The organism is Pseudomonas sp. B21-059 (assembly GCF_026016285.1).
GTDB lineage: Bacteria > Pseudomonadota > Gammaproteobacteria > Pseudomonadales > Pseudomonadaceae > Aquipseudomonas > Aquipseudomonas danubii.
The window spans coordinates 2,888,664-2,902,756 of the sequence record NZ_CP087201.1 but is presented as its reverse complement, the minus strand read 5'-3'; the positions used below and the strand labels follow the sequence as shown (position 1 = coordinate 2,902,756).

13 protein-coding genes are annotated in these 14,093 nt (G+C 62.7%); 1 reads left to right on the top strand and 12 read right to left on the bottom strand.

The features are described from left to right. Window positions 1-122: 122 nt before the first annotated feature. The 3 genes from LOY69_RS13310 to LOY69_RS13300 all read right to left on the bottom strand — a co-directional run bounded on the left by LOY69_RS13310 (window position 123) and on the right by LOY69_RS13300 (window position 1,944). On the bottom strand, window positions 123-1,136 hold the full coding sequence (locus LOY69_RS13310) for an ABC transporter substrate-binding protein (RefSeq protein WP_265074720.1): 1,014 nt from the start codon (window positions 1,134-1,136) through the stop codon (window positions 123-125). A 134-nt stretch (window positions 1,137-1,270) separates the two neighbouring features. Beyond that, complete coding sequence (locus LOY69_RS13305; protein ID WP_102864458.1) at window positions 1,271-1,474, bottom strand: hypothetical protein; 204 nt, start codon at window positions 1,472-1,474, stop codon at window positions 1,271-1,273. Beyond that, the gene (locus LOY69_RS13300; RefSeq protein WP_102864457.1) at window positions 1,474-1,944 is read right to left on the bottom strand and encodes a hypothetical protein; all 471 of its coding nucleotides are present in this window, start codon (window positions 1,942-1,944) and stop codon (window positions 1,474-1,476) included. Before LOY69_RS13300 ends, LOY69_RS13305 begins: the two co-directional genes overlap by 1 nt. Before the next feature lie 673 nt (window positions 1,945-2,617). Here LOY69_RS13300 and LOY69_RS13295 point away from each other — a divergent pair. Beyond that, complete coding sequence (locus LOY69_RS13295; RefSeq protein WP_102864456.1) at window positions 2,618-2,848, top strand: hypothetical protein; 231 nt, start codon at window positions 2,618-2,620, stop codon at window positions 2,846-2,848. A gap of 179 nt (window positions 2,849-3,027) precedes the next feature. On the opposite strand, the gene LOY69_RS13290 is transcribed toward LOY69_RS13295, so the two are convergent. The 9 genes from LOY69_RS13290 to LOY69_RS13250 form a co-directional block, all read right to left on the bottom strand. Then, window positions 3,028-3,246: a hypothetical protein gene (locus LOY69_RS13290; protein WP_265074719.1), complete on the bottom strand. Its 219-nt coding sequence runs from the start codon at window positions 3,244-3,246 to the stop codon at window positions 3,028-3,030. A 115-nt stretch (window positions 3,247-3,361) separates the two neighbouring features. Beyond that, window positions 3,362-4,984 (bottom strand): methyl-accepting chemotaxis protein, encoded by a 1,623-nt coding sequence (locus LOY69_RS13285; RefSeq protein WP_265074718.1) that lies wholly within the window; start codon window positions 4,982-4,984, stop codon window positions 3,362-3,364. A 162-nt stretch (window positions 4,985-5,146) separates the two neighbouring features. Continuing rightward, entirely contained in the window at window positions 5,147-5,551 is a 405-nt protein-coding gene (locus tag LOY69_RS13280; protein ID WP_011060892.1) for a TraR/DksA family transcriptional regulator, read from the bottom strand. A 421-nt stretch (window positions 5,552-5,972) separates the two neighbouring features. Further along, complete coding sequence (locus tag LOY69_RS13275; protein ID WP_102864453.1) at window positions 5,973-6,995, bottom strand: ABC transporter permease; 1,023 nt, start codon at window positions 6,993-6,995, stop codon at window positions 5,973-5,975. A 69-nt stretch (window positions 6,996-7,064) separates the two neighbouring features. Continuing rightward, the gene (locus tag LOY69_RS13270) at window positions 7,065-8,630 is read right to left on the bottom strand and encodes a sugar ABC transporter ATP-binding protein (protein ID WP_110597018.1); all 1,566 of its coding nucleotides are present in this window, start codon (window positions 8,628-8,630) and stop codon (window positions 7,065-7,067) included. 104 nt (window positions 8,631-8,734) lie between these two features. Further along, window positions 8,735-9,661, bottom strand: coding sequence for a sugar ABC transporter substrate-binding protein (locus tag LOY69_RS13265; protein ID WP_102864452.1), 927 nt, complete (start codon window positions 9,659-9,661; stop codon window positions 8,735-8,737). A 539-nt stretch (window positions 9,662-10,200) separates the two neighbouring features. Further along, on the bottom strand, window positions 10,201-11,211 hold the full coding sequence (locus LOY69_RS13260) for a Gfo/Idh/MocA family protein (RefSeq protein ID WP_110596971.1): 1,011 nt from the start codon (window positions 11,209-11,211) through the stop codon (window positions 10,201-10,203). A gap of 34 nt (window positions 11,212-11,245) precedes the next feature. After that, window positions 11,246-13,183 carry a 3D-(3,5/4)-trihydroxycyclohexane-1,2-dione acylhydrolase (decyclizing) gene (iolD, locus tag LOY69_RS13255; RefSeq protein ID WP_265074717.1) on the bottom strand — a complete coding sequence of 646 codons (1,938 nt, stop codon included), beginning with the start codon at window positions 13,181-13,183 and terminating at the stop codon, window positions 11,246-11,248. 69 nt (window positions 13,184-13,252) lie between these two features. Continuing rightward, a complete protein-coding gene (locus tag LOY69_RS13250) occupies window positions 13,253-14,074 on the bottom strand; it encodes a TIM barrel protein (protein ID WP_265074716.1) in 822 nt (273 codons plus the stop codon). Window positions 14,075-14,093 lie beyond the last annotated feature (19 nt).

Sequence of the window (14,093 nt, the reverse complement as noted above, 5' to 3'; positions counted from 1 at the left end):
GGCAAGCGGCGCCTACGGGAACATCGCGCGGTGTCAGGGCGACCCTAGGAGCTGGCTTGCCAGCGAAGGCGTCGCCATGGAAGGCGCAAGGCCTGCGGGCCCTTTCGCCGGCAAGCCGGCTCCTACAACAGGGCGGCGGCGACTTTGGCGGCGACGTCCTGGGGCACCCAGTTGCGCCAGAGATCAGGATGCTGCTTGAGGAAGGCCCGGGCCGCGTCCCGGGGCGTGCTGTGGGTTTCGCTCATCTGCGCCAGGGCCTGGTTGAGGGGCTCGATGGGCAGCTCGACCTGGCTGAAGAAGCTCACCAACTGCGGGTACTGCTTGTGGAATGGCGCAGACACGCCGATGGACAGTTTCGAGGCCAGGGAACGGCTGGGACGCGGGTTGGGGTTGTCGGCGTCGGTCAGGGTCTTCCAGGCCTCGGCATCAAAGGACGGCTCTTGCAGCTGGACCAGTTTGAAGCGCCCCAGCAGCGGCGTCGGTGACCAGTAGTAGAACAGGATCGGTTTGCCCCGACGGATCGCCGAGCTGATCTCCGCATCCAGGGCTGCGCCGGAGCCACTGCGGAAGTTCACGTAGCTGTCCTCCAGGCCATAGGCTTTGAGCTTCTGCTGGTTGACGATCTCCGAGGTCCAGCCAATCGGGCTGTTGAGGAAACGTCCCTTGGTCGGACTCTCCGGGTCCTTGAACACATCCTTGTAGCGCGCCAGGTCGGTGACGCTGCGCAACTCCGGCGCCAGGGCCGCGATGCCCTTGGCGGGGTCACCCTTGATCACGTACTCCGGCACCCACCAGCCTTCGGTAGCGCCCTTGACCGTGTCCCCCAGGGCCAGCACCTTGCCTTCGGCCTCAGCCTTGACCCACACCGGGCTGCGCCCCGCCCACTCTTCGCCAATCACCTGGATATCGTTGTTGGCCAGGGCGGTTTCCAGAGTGATGGTGGTGCCAGGCAGTGTATCGGTGGGCAGGCCATAACCCTTCTCGACCACGATCCGCAGGATCTCGGTGATCAGGCTGCCGCTCTCCCAGTTCAGATCGGCGAAGTGAATCGGCGCGGAAGCCGCCGCCACCGGTGGCGCGTTCAAGGCGGCAAGGGCCAACAGGCTGCTGGCCAGCAGCGCTCGTATTCCTTTCATGGGTGCACCTCTCGGATCAGGACCAGGACCAAAGGGACACGCCACGCAAAGCTGCCAGGCCCCTGAAGCATTCAGTCAACTGACTGTAGTAGAGGTTCCATATTTTCAACCGGGGTCGCGGCCCGGATCGACCATCAAGGGTCCGCCGGCTCCTGCAGCCGCTGCAACTCGCGGCGCACCATGCTGGCGTATGCCGCCGGGCGCAGGTGGTACAGCTGGCCGGCCACCCAGTTCAGCCAGGCGCCCTGCAAGCGCGCCTTCTCGGCGAACAGGCGTTGAGCTTCGTCACACGCGGCCTGCTGGTGCTGCTGGTGAAACTCGGCGCGGCTCTGGCTCATTACTCGCTGGCCTTGAAACTCACCAGTTCGCCCTTGCGGAATTTGGCCGCCTTGGCGCTGACTGCCTTGAGCGTCTTGCTCAAGCCTTCCTGCAATTGCTCGTTGGCGGCGAAGACCATCACCACCGAGTGACCTTCCTTGAACACAATCCCCTGCCCCAGGGGACTGCTGACAAAGGCATAGTCGCCCAGGCCGTATACCGTCAGCTTGATCTCGCGAAAGCGGATCTCCAGCTTGCCGCCTTCCCGGCTGGGCAGTACTGCAGCGCGAAAATGATCGCCCACCTTGAGCTCCAACCGAGGCTTGTCGTCCACCACCAACGCGCTCTCGGTATCGATCTCGGCGATGTAGATGCCTTCGGCGGACTGTTCGGTGATGTAGACAAAACGAGATTGGAACTGCTTGACCAGCTTTGCGCGCAAATCACCCAAAACGAACAACGCATGCATTTCAAGATTACTTACTGCCAAGGAACACTCCCCGATACTCAAAAGGGTGCCGTCCGAGGAAAAACGGACAGCACAAAAAACCGCCATGACGGCGTGATCACCCCAATCAGTTACCCCAAAAAACACTCAAATGCAGCGGGTACTCCAGGCCACGGCGTTAACGCCGGCGCTGAGCAGCGGGCATTTCTGCCGAAGCATCAGGCACAGGTCAAAGGCTGTAGGAGTAGGCTCTGACACCCCGAAAAGTGTGGCGGCGAGCTATCTGGGGCGGGTACTGAAACAGGCCGGAAAGCCGGATATACCCTGAGATTGAATCCCCGGATCGGCAGCCACTTCGGGTTGCAGAAGCAATTCTAGAGCAACTTTGTGCATTTCGACCATTTAAAGCGAGCGATTCATGACTGCACGGCCATTCATTAGTACAAAGACTAATGTTGCTCATCAGCGGGTAATGTTGCCCGCAGTCGTCACACAAGGCCCGGCATTCTAACCAGTAACACTCTGGTGCAGTGATCTGGATTGGCGGATTGAAGCGTAAGAAAGTTCACTTTAGTGCCTCAGAACAATCTCTACCTAAAACCGCAATGACATAACTCAGCCCGTCGCAACGCAACAACTGCCATACTCCCTCGCTGGTTGAGCGATCGCGGTACGGGCGCTCAAGCACTCACTCATCTCCAAGGGAAGGCTAGAAGTGACCGAACTAGATATTGGCGAGTTTTTCATTCGTGGCGAGTGCAGAGAAGTCGAAGGCGAATTCCAGGCCGTGATTGCCATGCGCGCCAAACCTCCACTGACCCAGATCACCTTCCACCAGGTGGAACGCGACCGCTGGTTCAAGACCTCCGAAGAAGCTGCAGCGGCGGCCAGGGAATCCGCCAAGGCCCTCAAGCTGGCCATTGACCAGGGCGCCCTGAACGCCTGATACCTGCCACAGCGCGCCGCCCGGGAACCCAGCGGCGCCCCCGTGACCCAGGCGAGATCCGTTTAAGAGCATCATGATGATTAACTTAACACCAGCGACTCGCCTTCGGGCCCTGCCTGCAACAGCCTGAATCCAGACATCCGCCCCAACCGATCAAGCCTCTATCTGCCGCCCAAGCATCAAGCCGAATGCTGGAATACATGGCGCCCAGGCCGGCACTGCGCCAGTTTCGCCTGCCAGGCCTGCCGGCACTCCTCGGCCTCGACGCGGCTGGCAAAGGCAGTGCCACGTTGTTCGCCATTGACCAGCACCACCCAGCACGCCTTGCGTCCCAGGTCCCGCAGCATGGGGGGAACACCACTGCCGATCATCACGGCTACATCAACTTTGCTGTGCATGGAGAACCTCCGGGAATTAGTTAGCTCCCTAACGATGTGAGCATACTAGTCAGTTCCCGGCGTCTGAAACAGTCACATCCTGCACAGCAGTCTTACGCCCCTGGTAATAATGTTCTCAGCCCTTGCGCTGGGGCGGCGCCTGCTCGGGCTTGTAGCCCAGGCGCAACCCGCCCCAATGCCGCCCCTGGACCCAGATCGGCACCGACAAGTCGTGCATCAGTTCGCCGGTATCGCGGGTATAGGTTTGCAGCAACAGTGGTTGCTGGTGACTGCCACAACGAATGCCGGTGCGATCGGCGAACTTGCGCTTGCTGCGGTTATGCAGGTTGTCCACCACGGGATCGCCGGTCAACGGCTGGGAGAAGGCCAGGTTGTGGGTCGGTACATAACCCTCCTGGGTACAGGCGATGGCGAACACCAGGCCGTCGTGGCGCGGCAGCAGGGATTCCTGGATCGGCGGCAGCACCTGATCGGTGTAGCGGTCGAAACGGGTCTGGTACCTGGCCGGATCGGTGTTGGCGATCAACTGGTAATGGCGGTCGAACAGGTCGTCGAGGCTGATGCGGTTCTGCGCCAGGTCGGTCTCGAACTGCTCGGCAATACGCCGGGCGCCTTCACGGGCCAGGTCATAGATGCGCTGGTGGTAATCATCAAGCCCCACAGCCGCCAGACGCTCACTGATGGTTTCCGCCTGCCCTTCCATCTGCACCGCCGCCTGAGCCAGGCTGCGGGTCTGCTGATCGCTGACCGCCAGGTCGCTGCGCATCTGCTCCACGGCATGGAACAGGCTGTCCAACTGTTCGCGGTTGGTCTCGGCGCCCCGGGCGATCTCGCTGACCTGGCCTTCCACCCCTGCTGCCAGACGGGCGATGTTGTCCAGGTGCCGACCGGTGTGTTCCACCTGCTCCACCCCCAGGTTCAGGTCGTCGGACAGCTGACGGATCTGCTCCACTACATCGCTGGTGCGTTGCTGGATATCGGCCACCATCACCCCGACCTCATCGGTGGCCGTAGCGGTGCGCCCGGCCAGCCCGCGCACCTCGTCGGCGACCACGGCAAAACCCCGTCCGTGCTCCCCGGCCCGGGCGGCCTCGATAGCGGCATTCAGGGCCAGCAGGTTGGTCTGGCTGGCGATGGACTGGATCACCAGGGTCACCCGCTGGATCTCTTCACTGCGCTGGCTCAAGGCCTCGATCAGCTCGCGGCTGCCACTGGCCCGCTCGCTCAGGGAGTGCATGCGACTGATGGACTCCCCCAGCACCGTGCGCCCTTCGGCGCTGCTGGCGTGGGCCTCACTGGCCGCCTCCAGGGCTTGCCGGCTGAGTTGCGAGGTGGCCTGTTCGGTCTTGATCATCACTTCGGCGTTGCCGACGATGCGCGCCGCGGCATCCAGCTGGGATTGCAGCTTGCCCGCCAGTTGCGTCACCGAATAGGCCACGCCAGCGGCAGACAGGGCGTTATGGGTGGTGCTGTAGGACAGGTCGCGGGTCAGCGAGGACAGCTCGCTGTCGGCCGTTGTCGCCGGCGCCTCGGGCACCTTGCGGCTTCTCAGCCGGGGCAGCCAGACCACCAGCACCGCCAGGGGCAGGCACAGGTACAGCGGCCAGTCACCCAGTGCCTGGCCACCCAGCAAGCCCATCAAGGCCGCGCTCTGCAAGGTCGGCGCCCACCAACGGGCGGCGGGTGTTGCTGCCAGCGGTTGCGCGATCGGCACCGCTAGAGATCCTTCTCTTGACATGTTTAGCACCCCACATCGTTCTAATTATTTTCGGCATTAGACGCCACTAGAAGGCCATTATCCATGGTCCCTTAGTCGGGGGTTTGCAGTAGATCAAGGGAATGAGCGGGTATGGAGTCGTACCCGAAAAAACAAAGCCCCCGCTGTGGCGGGGGCTGGCGATCAGGCTTGACGCTGATGCTTGTCGATCTGCTCGTGGCGCTCTTGGGCTTCGATGCAGTACTTGGTGGTTGGGCTGATCAGCAGGCGCTTGAGGCCGATCGGCTCGCCGCTGTCATCGCACCAGCCGAAGCTGTCGTCACTGATCCGGCCCAGGGCCTGCTCCAATTGCGGCAGCATGCGCTGGTCACGATCAATGGCGTTGACCAACCAGGTGCGCTCTTCTTCGACGGAAGCGGCGTCGGCCGGGTCAGCCGGGGTGTCCAGGCTTTCAATGGCGATCCGGTTCTGTTCGATGCGCTCGTGGGTTTCCACCTTCATGGCTTGCAACAGGTCGCTGAAAAAAGCGTGCTGCTCGGCATTCATGTAGTCATCCGCCGGCATGGCCAGCAACTTTTCCTTGGTCATTGATTTCTCTATAAAAAATACGTGCATTAAGGCGAATTCAAACTGTTTCCGGTTGACCCGTCAGGTCATCAGAAAGGCGCCATACCTTCCAAGCGCCACCCGGCACTCAATTTACGAGGGGCGGCAGTCTAAGGCCGGTTTGAGGGCGCAGCAACTGAAATGACAGCGAATCTGTCTGACAAACCGCACAAAGCCCGCAATTGCGGGCTTTGGTGGCGCTTTTCAGAGTGCTTTTATAACAAAAAATTCCATACGAGCAGGTCTTTTAGAAGACAAACGGCAGTACCGGACGGCGGATTCGGAGCCTTTTTCCCCGTTTCTCCGCCGCAAAAACCAACGTGCCGGCGAACAGCCCCGTCCGTTGTACCTCATCTTGTGGGCGCCTTCGCTGGCCAGCCGGCGCCGACAACAGGCTGGTGGATCAGCGCTTGAGCTTGCGCTTGTTGCGGTATTGGTCAATGACCACCGCCACCACGATGATCAGGCCCTTGATGATGTCCTGGATGTAGGCATCCACGCCGACAAAAGTGAAGCCACTGGCCATGACGCCAAGAATCAGCGCGCCGATCACCGTGCCGGTGATGCGCCCCACGCCACCGGCCAGGCTGGTGCCGCCGATCACGGCCGCGGCAATCGCATCCAGTTCATAGGACATGCCCATCCCCGCCTGCCCGGTGGCGGCCCGCGCCGAGGCCACCACCCCGGCCAGCCCCGCCAGCAACCCGGCGATGCTGTAGACGATCACCAGATGGCGCTTGACGTTGATCCCCGAGGTGCGCGCCGCCTGCATGTTGCCGCCGATGGCGTAGGTGTATTTGCCGTACTTGGTGTAGCGCAAGGCGATGTGGAAGATCACCGCCACCACCAGGAAGATGATCACCGGCATCGCCCCGTGACCGATGGCGGTGTAGGAATCGGACAGCATGCTCACCGGCTGGCCTTCGGTGTAATAGCGGGCCAGGCCGCGGGCCGACACCATCATGCCCAGGGTGGCGATAAAGGGCGGAATACCAGTGATGGCGATGATGCTGCCGTTGATCGCCCCCGCCAGCAGGCCCACCCCCAGCCCGGCCACCACCGGTATCCACACCGGCAAGTCGGTCAGGGACGGAAACACTGCCCGGGCAAAGTCCGAGGTCTGGGCCAGGCTGGCGGCAATCATCGCCGACAGCGCCAGCACCGAGCCCGAGGACAGGTCGATGCCCGTGGTGATGATCACCTGGGTCACGCCGATGGCCAGCAGGCCGATGATCGACACCTGGAGGATCATCAGCACCAGGCGCTGGGAGTTCATCAGGAAGCTCTGGTCACGCACGATCCAGCCGAACAGCTCGAAGACCAGGCCGATGCCGATCAGGACCAGAAAAATACTCAGTTCGGTGGGAAGGCGCCGGCGCGTTCTAGCGGGCGCCGCGGCCGGTTTGTTTTCAGACATCACGTTCATAACCACTCACCTTTGTTAGTGCCTGGCCGCGGCGAATCACAGCGCCGCCGACCGCCATCGATTGAAGAATCAGTGCACCACCGACATTCCCGACGCCAATTGCATCACCCGTTCCTGGGTCGCCTCGCTGCGGTCGAGGGTGCCCATGAGCTCACCTTCGTGCATGACCATGACCCGGTCGCTCATGCCCAGCACTTCGGGCAGCTCCGAGGAAATCATGATCACCGCCATGCCTTCGCTGGCGAGGAAGGAGATCAAGCGGTAGATCTCGGCCTTGGCCCCGACGTCGATACCCCGGGTCGGCTCATCAAGGATCAGGATGCGCGGGTTGGTCATCAGCCAGCGCGCCAACAGGGCCTTCTGCTGATTGCCCCCGGACAAGGTATCGATGCATTGCTCCAGGGACGGGGTCTTGACCCGCAGCTTCTTGCACATGTCCTCGCACAGGGCACGCAAGGCCTTCTGCTGGACAAAGCCGCCGCCGGCGTAATGCGGCAGCACCGCCACTTCCATGTTTTCCAGGACCGACAGGCACGGGAACAGCCCGCTGAGCTTGCGATCCTCGGTCAGCAGGGCAAAGCCCTTCTCGATCGCCTGGTGCGGGTCGCTGATGCGCAGGGCCTGGCCGTCGAGAACCATCTCGCCGCCGTCGCAGGGGGTGATGCCGAACAGGGTCTCGGCGACATTGGTCCGGCCCGAGCCCATCAGCCCGGCGATGCCGAGGATCTCCCCGGCGTGCAGGTCGAAGGACACCCTGTCGAACACCCCGTCCAGGCGCAGGTCGCGTACCTGGAGCAGCAGATCGCCGACGGGGTTCTCGCGCTGGGGAAACAGCTGGCTCAGCTCGCGCCCCACCATCATCGAGATCAGGCTGTCGCCGTCCAGGCTGTCGGCCCGTTGCAGGCCGATATAGGCACCGTCGCGGAACACCGCCACTTCATCGGCGATGGCGAACACTTCGTTCATTTTGTGGGTGATATAGATGATGCCCTTACCCTGGGCCTTGAGGTCGGCAATGATCGAGAACAGGTGCGCCACTTCCTTGTCGGTAATGGCCGAGGTCGGTTCGTCCATGATCAGCACGTCGGAGTCGTAGGACACCGCCTTGGCGATCTCCACCATCTGCCGCTCGGCAATGCTCAGGTTGCCCACCTGCTCCTCGGGGTCGAGGTTGATGCGCAGGCGTTCCAGCAACTGCGCGGTGCAGCGGTGCATGGCGCGGTGATCGATCATGCGCAGGCCGTTGAGCTGCTCACGGCCGATCCAGATGTTCTCGGCAATGCTCATGTGCGGCATCAGGTTGAGCTCCTGATGGATCATGGCGATGCCCGATTGCAGGGCCTGCAGGGGCGTTTCGAAGACCACCGGCCGGCCCTTGAGGCGCAGCTCGCCGGCGTCCGGCTGATAGATGCCAGCGATGATTTTCATCAGGGTCGACTTGCCGGCGCCGTTCTCGCCCATCAGCGCCAGCACCGTTCCCGGGCGTACCCGCAGTTGCACATCGGACAGGGCGACCACACCGGGAAAGCCCTTGCTGACGTTGATGACCTCCAGCAGATAGGGTTCTTCAATCGATGTGGCGGCAGGCAAGATACCCGCCAGCGGGGTGCTCGAGGCAGTCGCGCTAGAGAACATGATCAGGTACTCCATCGGCAAGGCCGCCCGAGGCCGCCTTGCCACTTATTACTTATTGTTGTTAGAGCCTGTTCTTCTGGAACAGCTCTGGAAGGTGAGCGGCGTTACTTGAACTGGTCGACGTTGTCCGGGGTGATCAGCCGATACGGAACCCACACCGCCGGCTCTACCGGCTCATGCTTGATCATCTTCACCGCGGTATCGATGGAACCGTCCGCCTGGCCCTTGGCGTCCTGGAACACCGAGAGCGCCAATTCGCCCTTCTTCACCGCACGCAGGCCATCCGGAGTGCCGTCGACACCGGCGATCAGCACACTGCCCTTCTCGACCCCGGCCTGCTTCAGCGCCATGGCGGCACCAATGGCCATTTCATCGTTGTTGGACACCACCGCGTCGAACTTGCGGCCCTGGGTCAGCCAGTCGTTGACCAGGGTCATGCCCTTGTCCCGCAGCCAGACCCCGGTCTGTTCCTGGTCGACCTTGATCCCCGGGTACTGGGCCAGCACCTCCTTGACCCCCTTGGTGCGGTTGGTGGTGGAGTTGTTCGCCAGGTCGCCCAGCAGGATCACGATGTCGCCCTTGCCGCCCATCTTGTCGGCCAGGTACTGCATCTGCATTTTCCCGGCTTCCAGGTCATTGGAAGCCACGGTCACCACGCCCTTGGGCAGGTTCAGGTCATCCGGGCGGCGGTTGACGTACACCAGGGGGATGCCGGCCTTCACCGCAGCCTCGGTGATTTTCTTAGTGGCGGCGGTGTCGACCGGGTTGACCACGATCGCGTCGACTTTCTGGCTGATGAAGTTCTCGACCTGGCTCAATTGCTTGACCACATCGCTGCGGGCGTCTTCGAACTGCAGCTTGACGCCATCGGGCAGGGACTTGGCTTTCTGATCCATCGACTCGCGCAGATAGGTCAGCCAGGTGTCATCGAACTGCGACATGCTCACGCCGATCTTGATGTCGGCGAAGGCGGCCCCACTGGCCAGCAGCATCGACAGTGCAAGCGAGGCAAAACGGATCTTGGTGTTCATCACAGGTCTTTCTCCACATTCTTGTAGGTTTTATGGATAAAGCGCAGAAACCACTCAGAGCGACAGATGCACGATGGGGGCACCGGGTACGCAGCACAGCAGTGAACCGTTGCGTTCTACACACAGAAAGCCGAGGCAGGTCAGGAGGACGGCAGAGCGGCTGGGCCGAGGCGAAGCGGAGGTTGGCGCGGGCGAGCTGCGAAATCGCGAACGTAGAGCGAGGATGGTGCTAGTGAAGGTTTTCATCGACGGTACCTGTTGTTTTTGTGGGTCGGTCCGCACGCCTCTCATGGTTTGCTTGAGGGCGTGCGACCTAGCGAGTCGGCAACCTGAAAATGACTTTATTGGAAAATAATTTCTACATCAACTCATTTTAGAATTTTATTCTAAATCAGTTAAAGCCTTGAAAATCCTGGCCCCGTGGCGAATGTGCGCCCAAGCCCAATGGGGGCGCGCCCGGGGAAAACCCGGGCGGCGGTTCAGCGGCGCCCAACCGGAGGCGCCCCCCGCAAATCCCCCCGGGCGGGCCCGGTACAAGGTCAGGCGTAGAAGCCCGGGCGCTCAGGCAGCTCGATCTTGACGATCTGGCCGCTGCCCTGCGCTTCGATGCAGGCATCGGCCGCCACCGCGGCAGCAAAGCCGTCCCAGGCCGAGGGCCCGCCTACCTGGCCGGCGCGCACGCCGTCGATAAAGGCCTGCAACTCCACGTCATAGGCGGCGATAAAACGCTCCTTCCAATCCATCAGGATGGCGTTGGACAGCTTGGCTTCGCTGCGCAATTGCACCTGGGACGGCTCCGGCAGCCTGGCGATACCGCTCTCCCCCACCACTTCGCACTGGATGTCGTAGCCGTACTGGCAGTTGACGAACACCTCGACGTCGATGCGCGTGCCACGGGCGGTTTCCAGCAGCACGATCTGCGGGTCGCGCAAGTGGGCCAGGGCCTTGCTGGTCTTGCGCGGGAACACCACCTGCACCGACACATAATCGTCAGCCAGCAGCCAGCGCAGTACGTCCAGCTCATGGATCAGGGTGTCGGTGATGGCCATGTCGGTCTTGTAGTTCTCACCCACCCGCGGGTTGCGGTGGGCGCAGTGCAGCATCAGCGGCTCGCCGATCTGGCCGCTGTCGATCACCGCCTTCAAGGCCTGGTAGCCGGCATCGTAGGGGCGCATGAAACCCACCTGCACCAGGCGCTTGCCGTGGGCGATTTCGGCCTCGACGATGCGCCGGCAGCCGGCGGCGGTCACCGCCAGGGGCTTTTCACAGAACACCGGCTTGCCCGCGGCAATCGCCGCCAGCACGAACTCCTCGTGGCTCGGCCCCCAGGAGGTGACCAGCACCGCCTCGACGTCCGCCGCCTTGATCAGCGCGTGGCCATCCGGATAGACCTCGGCGCTGAGCTTGAGGTCGCTGACCACCTTGGCCGCCGACGCCAGGTTGATGTCGGTGACCGCCACCACCTGGCTGCCCAGCAGGGTCTGGCTGCAACGACGGATATGATCCTGGCCGATGGCCCCGGTCCCGATAACGCCAAGTTTCAAAGACATGCAGATACTCCTGTTGTTGTTCGTTGCAGAGCAATCAGTACTGCCGGGCCTGGGCCAGGCGTTCATTAAGGGTCTTGGCCGCCGCATCGGTGCGCTCGCTGGTGGACACCTGGGCCACGCCCACCCGCCACCAGGACAGGTAGCTGTGGATCATGGTCTTGGGCAAGACCTTGATGTCGATCAGGGTCGATACCGTCTGGGTCCGGGCATCGGCCAGGGCCGTCAGCAGTTGCTCCTCAGTGCTGACCTTGTAGGTCTTGCAGCCGTAGGCGGCGGCGCTCATGGCGAAGTCCACTGGCACAAAGCCGCCGTCGAGCTTGCCGCTCTGCGGGTTGCGGTAGCGGAACTCGGTGCCGAAGCTGTCCATACCGTGGCCCATCTGCAGGTTGTTGATGCAGCCGAAGGTCATGTTGTCCAGCAGCACCACGTTGATCTTGCGCTGCTCCTGGATCGAGGTGACCAGTTCCGAGTGCAGCATCAGGTAGGAGCCGTCGCCCACCAGGGCGTACACCTCGCGATCCGGCTCGGCGAGCTTGACCCCCAGGGCCGCGTTGACCTCGTAGCCCATGCACGAATAGCCGTATTCCACGTGGTAGCTGTTGACCCCCTTGCTGCGCCAGCTGCGCTGCAGGTCGCCGGGCAGGCTGCCGGCGGCGGCGACGATGATGCCGTCCTCGGGCAAGGCCTGGTTGAGCAGCCCGAGCACCTGGCTCTGGGTCAGGCAGGAACCGGTCAGCTCGATGAATTCGCGCAGCACCGCCGGGTCCATGTGGTCGTTGATCTCCGGGACAAAACCATCGTCCTGGTATTGCACCTGATACACCCGGTCCACCTCGGCCTCCAACTGCGCCTTGGCCGCACTGACCTGTGCGTCCCAGGCCGCCCGATAGCCGCTGCGGCCCAGGGTTTCGCTCAGGGCCTGCAAGCCGGCGCGGGCATCGGCCAGTAGCTGCACACCCTCCATCTTGAGGCTGTCGCCAGGGCAGACATTGAGGTTGAGGAACGCCACCTCCGGGTGCTGGAACAGCCATTTCGACGAGGTGGTGAAATCGCTGTAGCGGGTGCCGATGCCGATGATCAGGTCGGCTTCCCTGGCCAGCAGGTTGGCCGCCAGGCAGCCGGTCTCGCCGATCCCACCGACGTTCAACGGATGCTCGGAAACCACCGCGCTCTTGCCCGCCTGGGTTTCGGCAAAGGGGATGCCGAAGCGTTCGGCAAAGGCCTGCAACGCCCGGTTGGCCCCGGAATACTTGACCCCGCCGCCACAGATAATCAGCGGCTTGCGCTTGCCCTGAAACAGCGCCAGGGCATCGCCGAGCATGGCCTCGGTGGCCGGACGGCGGTCGATGCGATGCACGCGCTTGGCGAGGAAGGAATCCGGGTAATCGTAGGCTTCGCCCTGCACATCCTGGGGCAATGCCAGGGTCACGGCGCCGGTTTCCGCCGGGTCGGTGAGCACACGCATGGCGTGGATCGCCGCGCTCATCAGTTGCTCGGGACGGTTGATGCGGTCCCAGTATTTGCTCACGGCCTTGAAGGCATCATTGGTGCTGATGCTCAGGTCATGGAACTGTTCGATCTGTTGCAGCACCGGGTCCGGCTGGCGGCTGGCGTAGACGTCCCCCGGCAGCAACAGCAAGGGAATCCGGTTGGCCGTGGCGGTGGCCGCCGCGGTCAGCATATTGGCCGCGCCGGGGCCCACCGAGGAGCTGCAGGCGTAGATCTTGCGCCGCAGGTGCTGCTTGGCGAAACCAATGGCGGCGTGGGCCATGCCCTGCTCGTTGCGGCCCTGGTGCACCACCAGGTCGCCACTGTCCTGCTCCAGGGCCTGGCCCAGGCCGAGCACGTTGCCGTGGCCGAAAATGGTGAAGACCCCGGCGATGAACTTGCTCTGGACCCCATCCACCTCGACGTATTGGTTATCGAGGAATTTCACCAGGGCCTGGGCCATGGTCAAGCGTGTCGTACTCATGGTTTGCACCTTCATCTTGTTATGTCGCCCTGCGGGAGCCGGCTTGCCAGCACCCACAAGGAAATGACCTCAGGCCAGGGCCTGCCGCAAGTGGGCAATGCTCGCCGCCAGCGCCTGCTGGATGTCCGCCAGCCCGTGCACGCTCTCGGCAAAAGGCTCGAACGACAGGTAGCCGCTGTAGCCACTGCTGCGCAAGGTGTCGATCTGCGCCACATTGCCGAGGATGTCCGCCTCGGCTACTAGTACCCGATGGCCGTCGCGAATGCGGTTGAGCGGCGCTTGGCGGTCCTCGACACCGGAGATGTGCACCAGCCCGGTCAGCTCGGGGAACAACTCACGCTCGCCGGCCAAGTGGTGGTGGAAGGTGTCGTGCACCAGGCGCAACACATCCAGGCCGCCGATGGCACGGATCGCCTCCACTGCCGTGCGCTTGTGGCGCAGCGCACATTCCTCAAAGCCCAGGGGCTCGATAAACCCCAGCAGGCCGTGATCCCGCAGAATCGGCGCCAGCTCGCTCAAAGCGCTGCGCAGAGCGCTGCTGCGCTGGGCCTCAGTGCGCGGATCGGCAGGGTCATTGAGCGGGCACAACACTAGCCCCTCGGCGCCGCAGGCACGGGCATAGGCGGCAAGTTTCAGGGCCTGCTGGCGACGCTCGTCGTTCCACACATCGAAGGGGTACAGGGCGTTGATCGACAACACCTTGAGCCCCTGGGCCGCGCACAATTCGCGGACCTGCTGCGGCGGCGTACCGTCCTCGATTTCCACGCCCGCAAGGTCATTGCGCAGTTCAATGGCATCGACCTTCAGCGTCAGCGCCAGGTCGATAAACGCCGGCAGTGACAAACGCGGTGCAACCATACGATTCAGGGCGAAACGCAGGGGCTGGCTCATTCTTCTTGTTCTCCAAAAT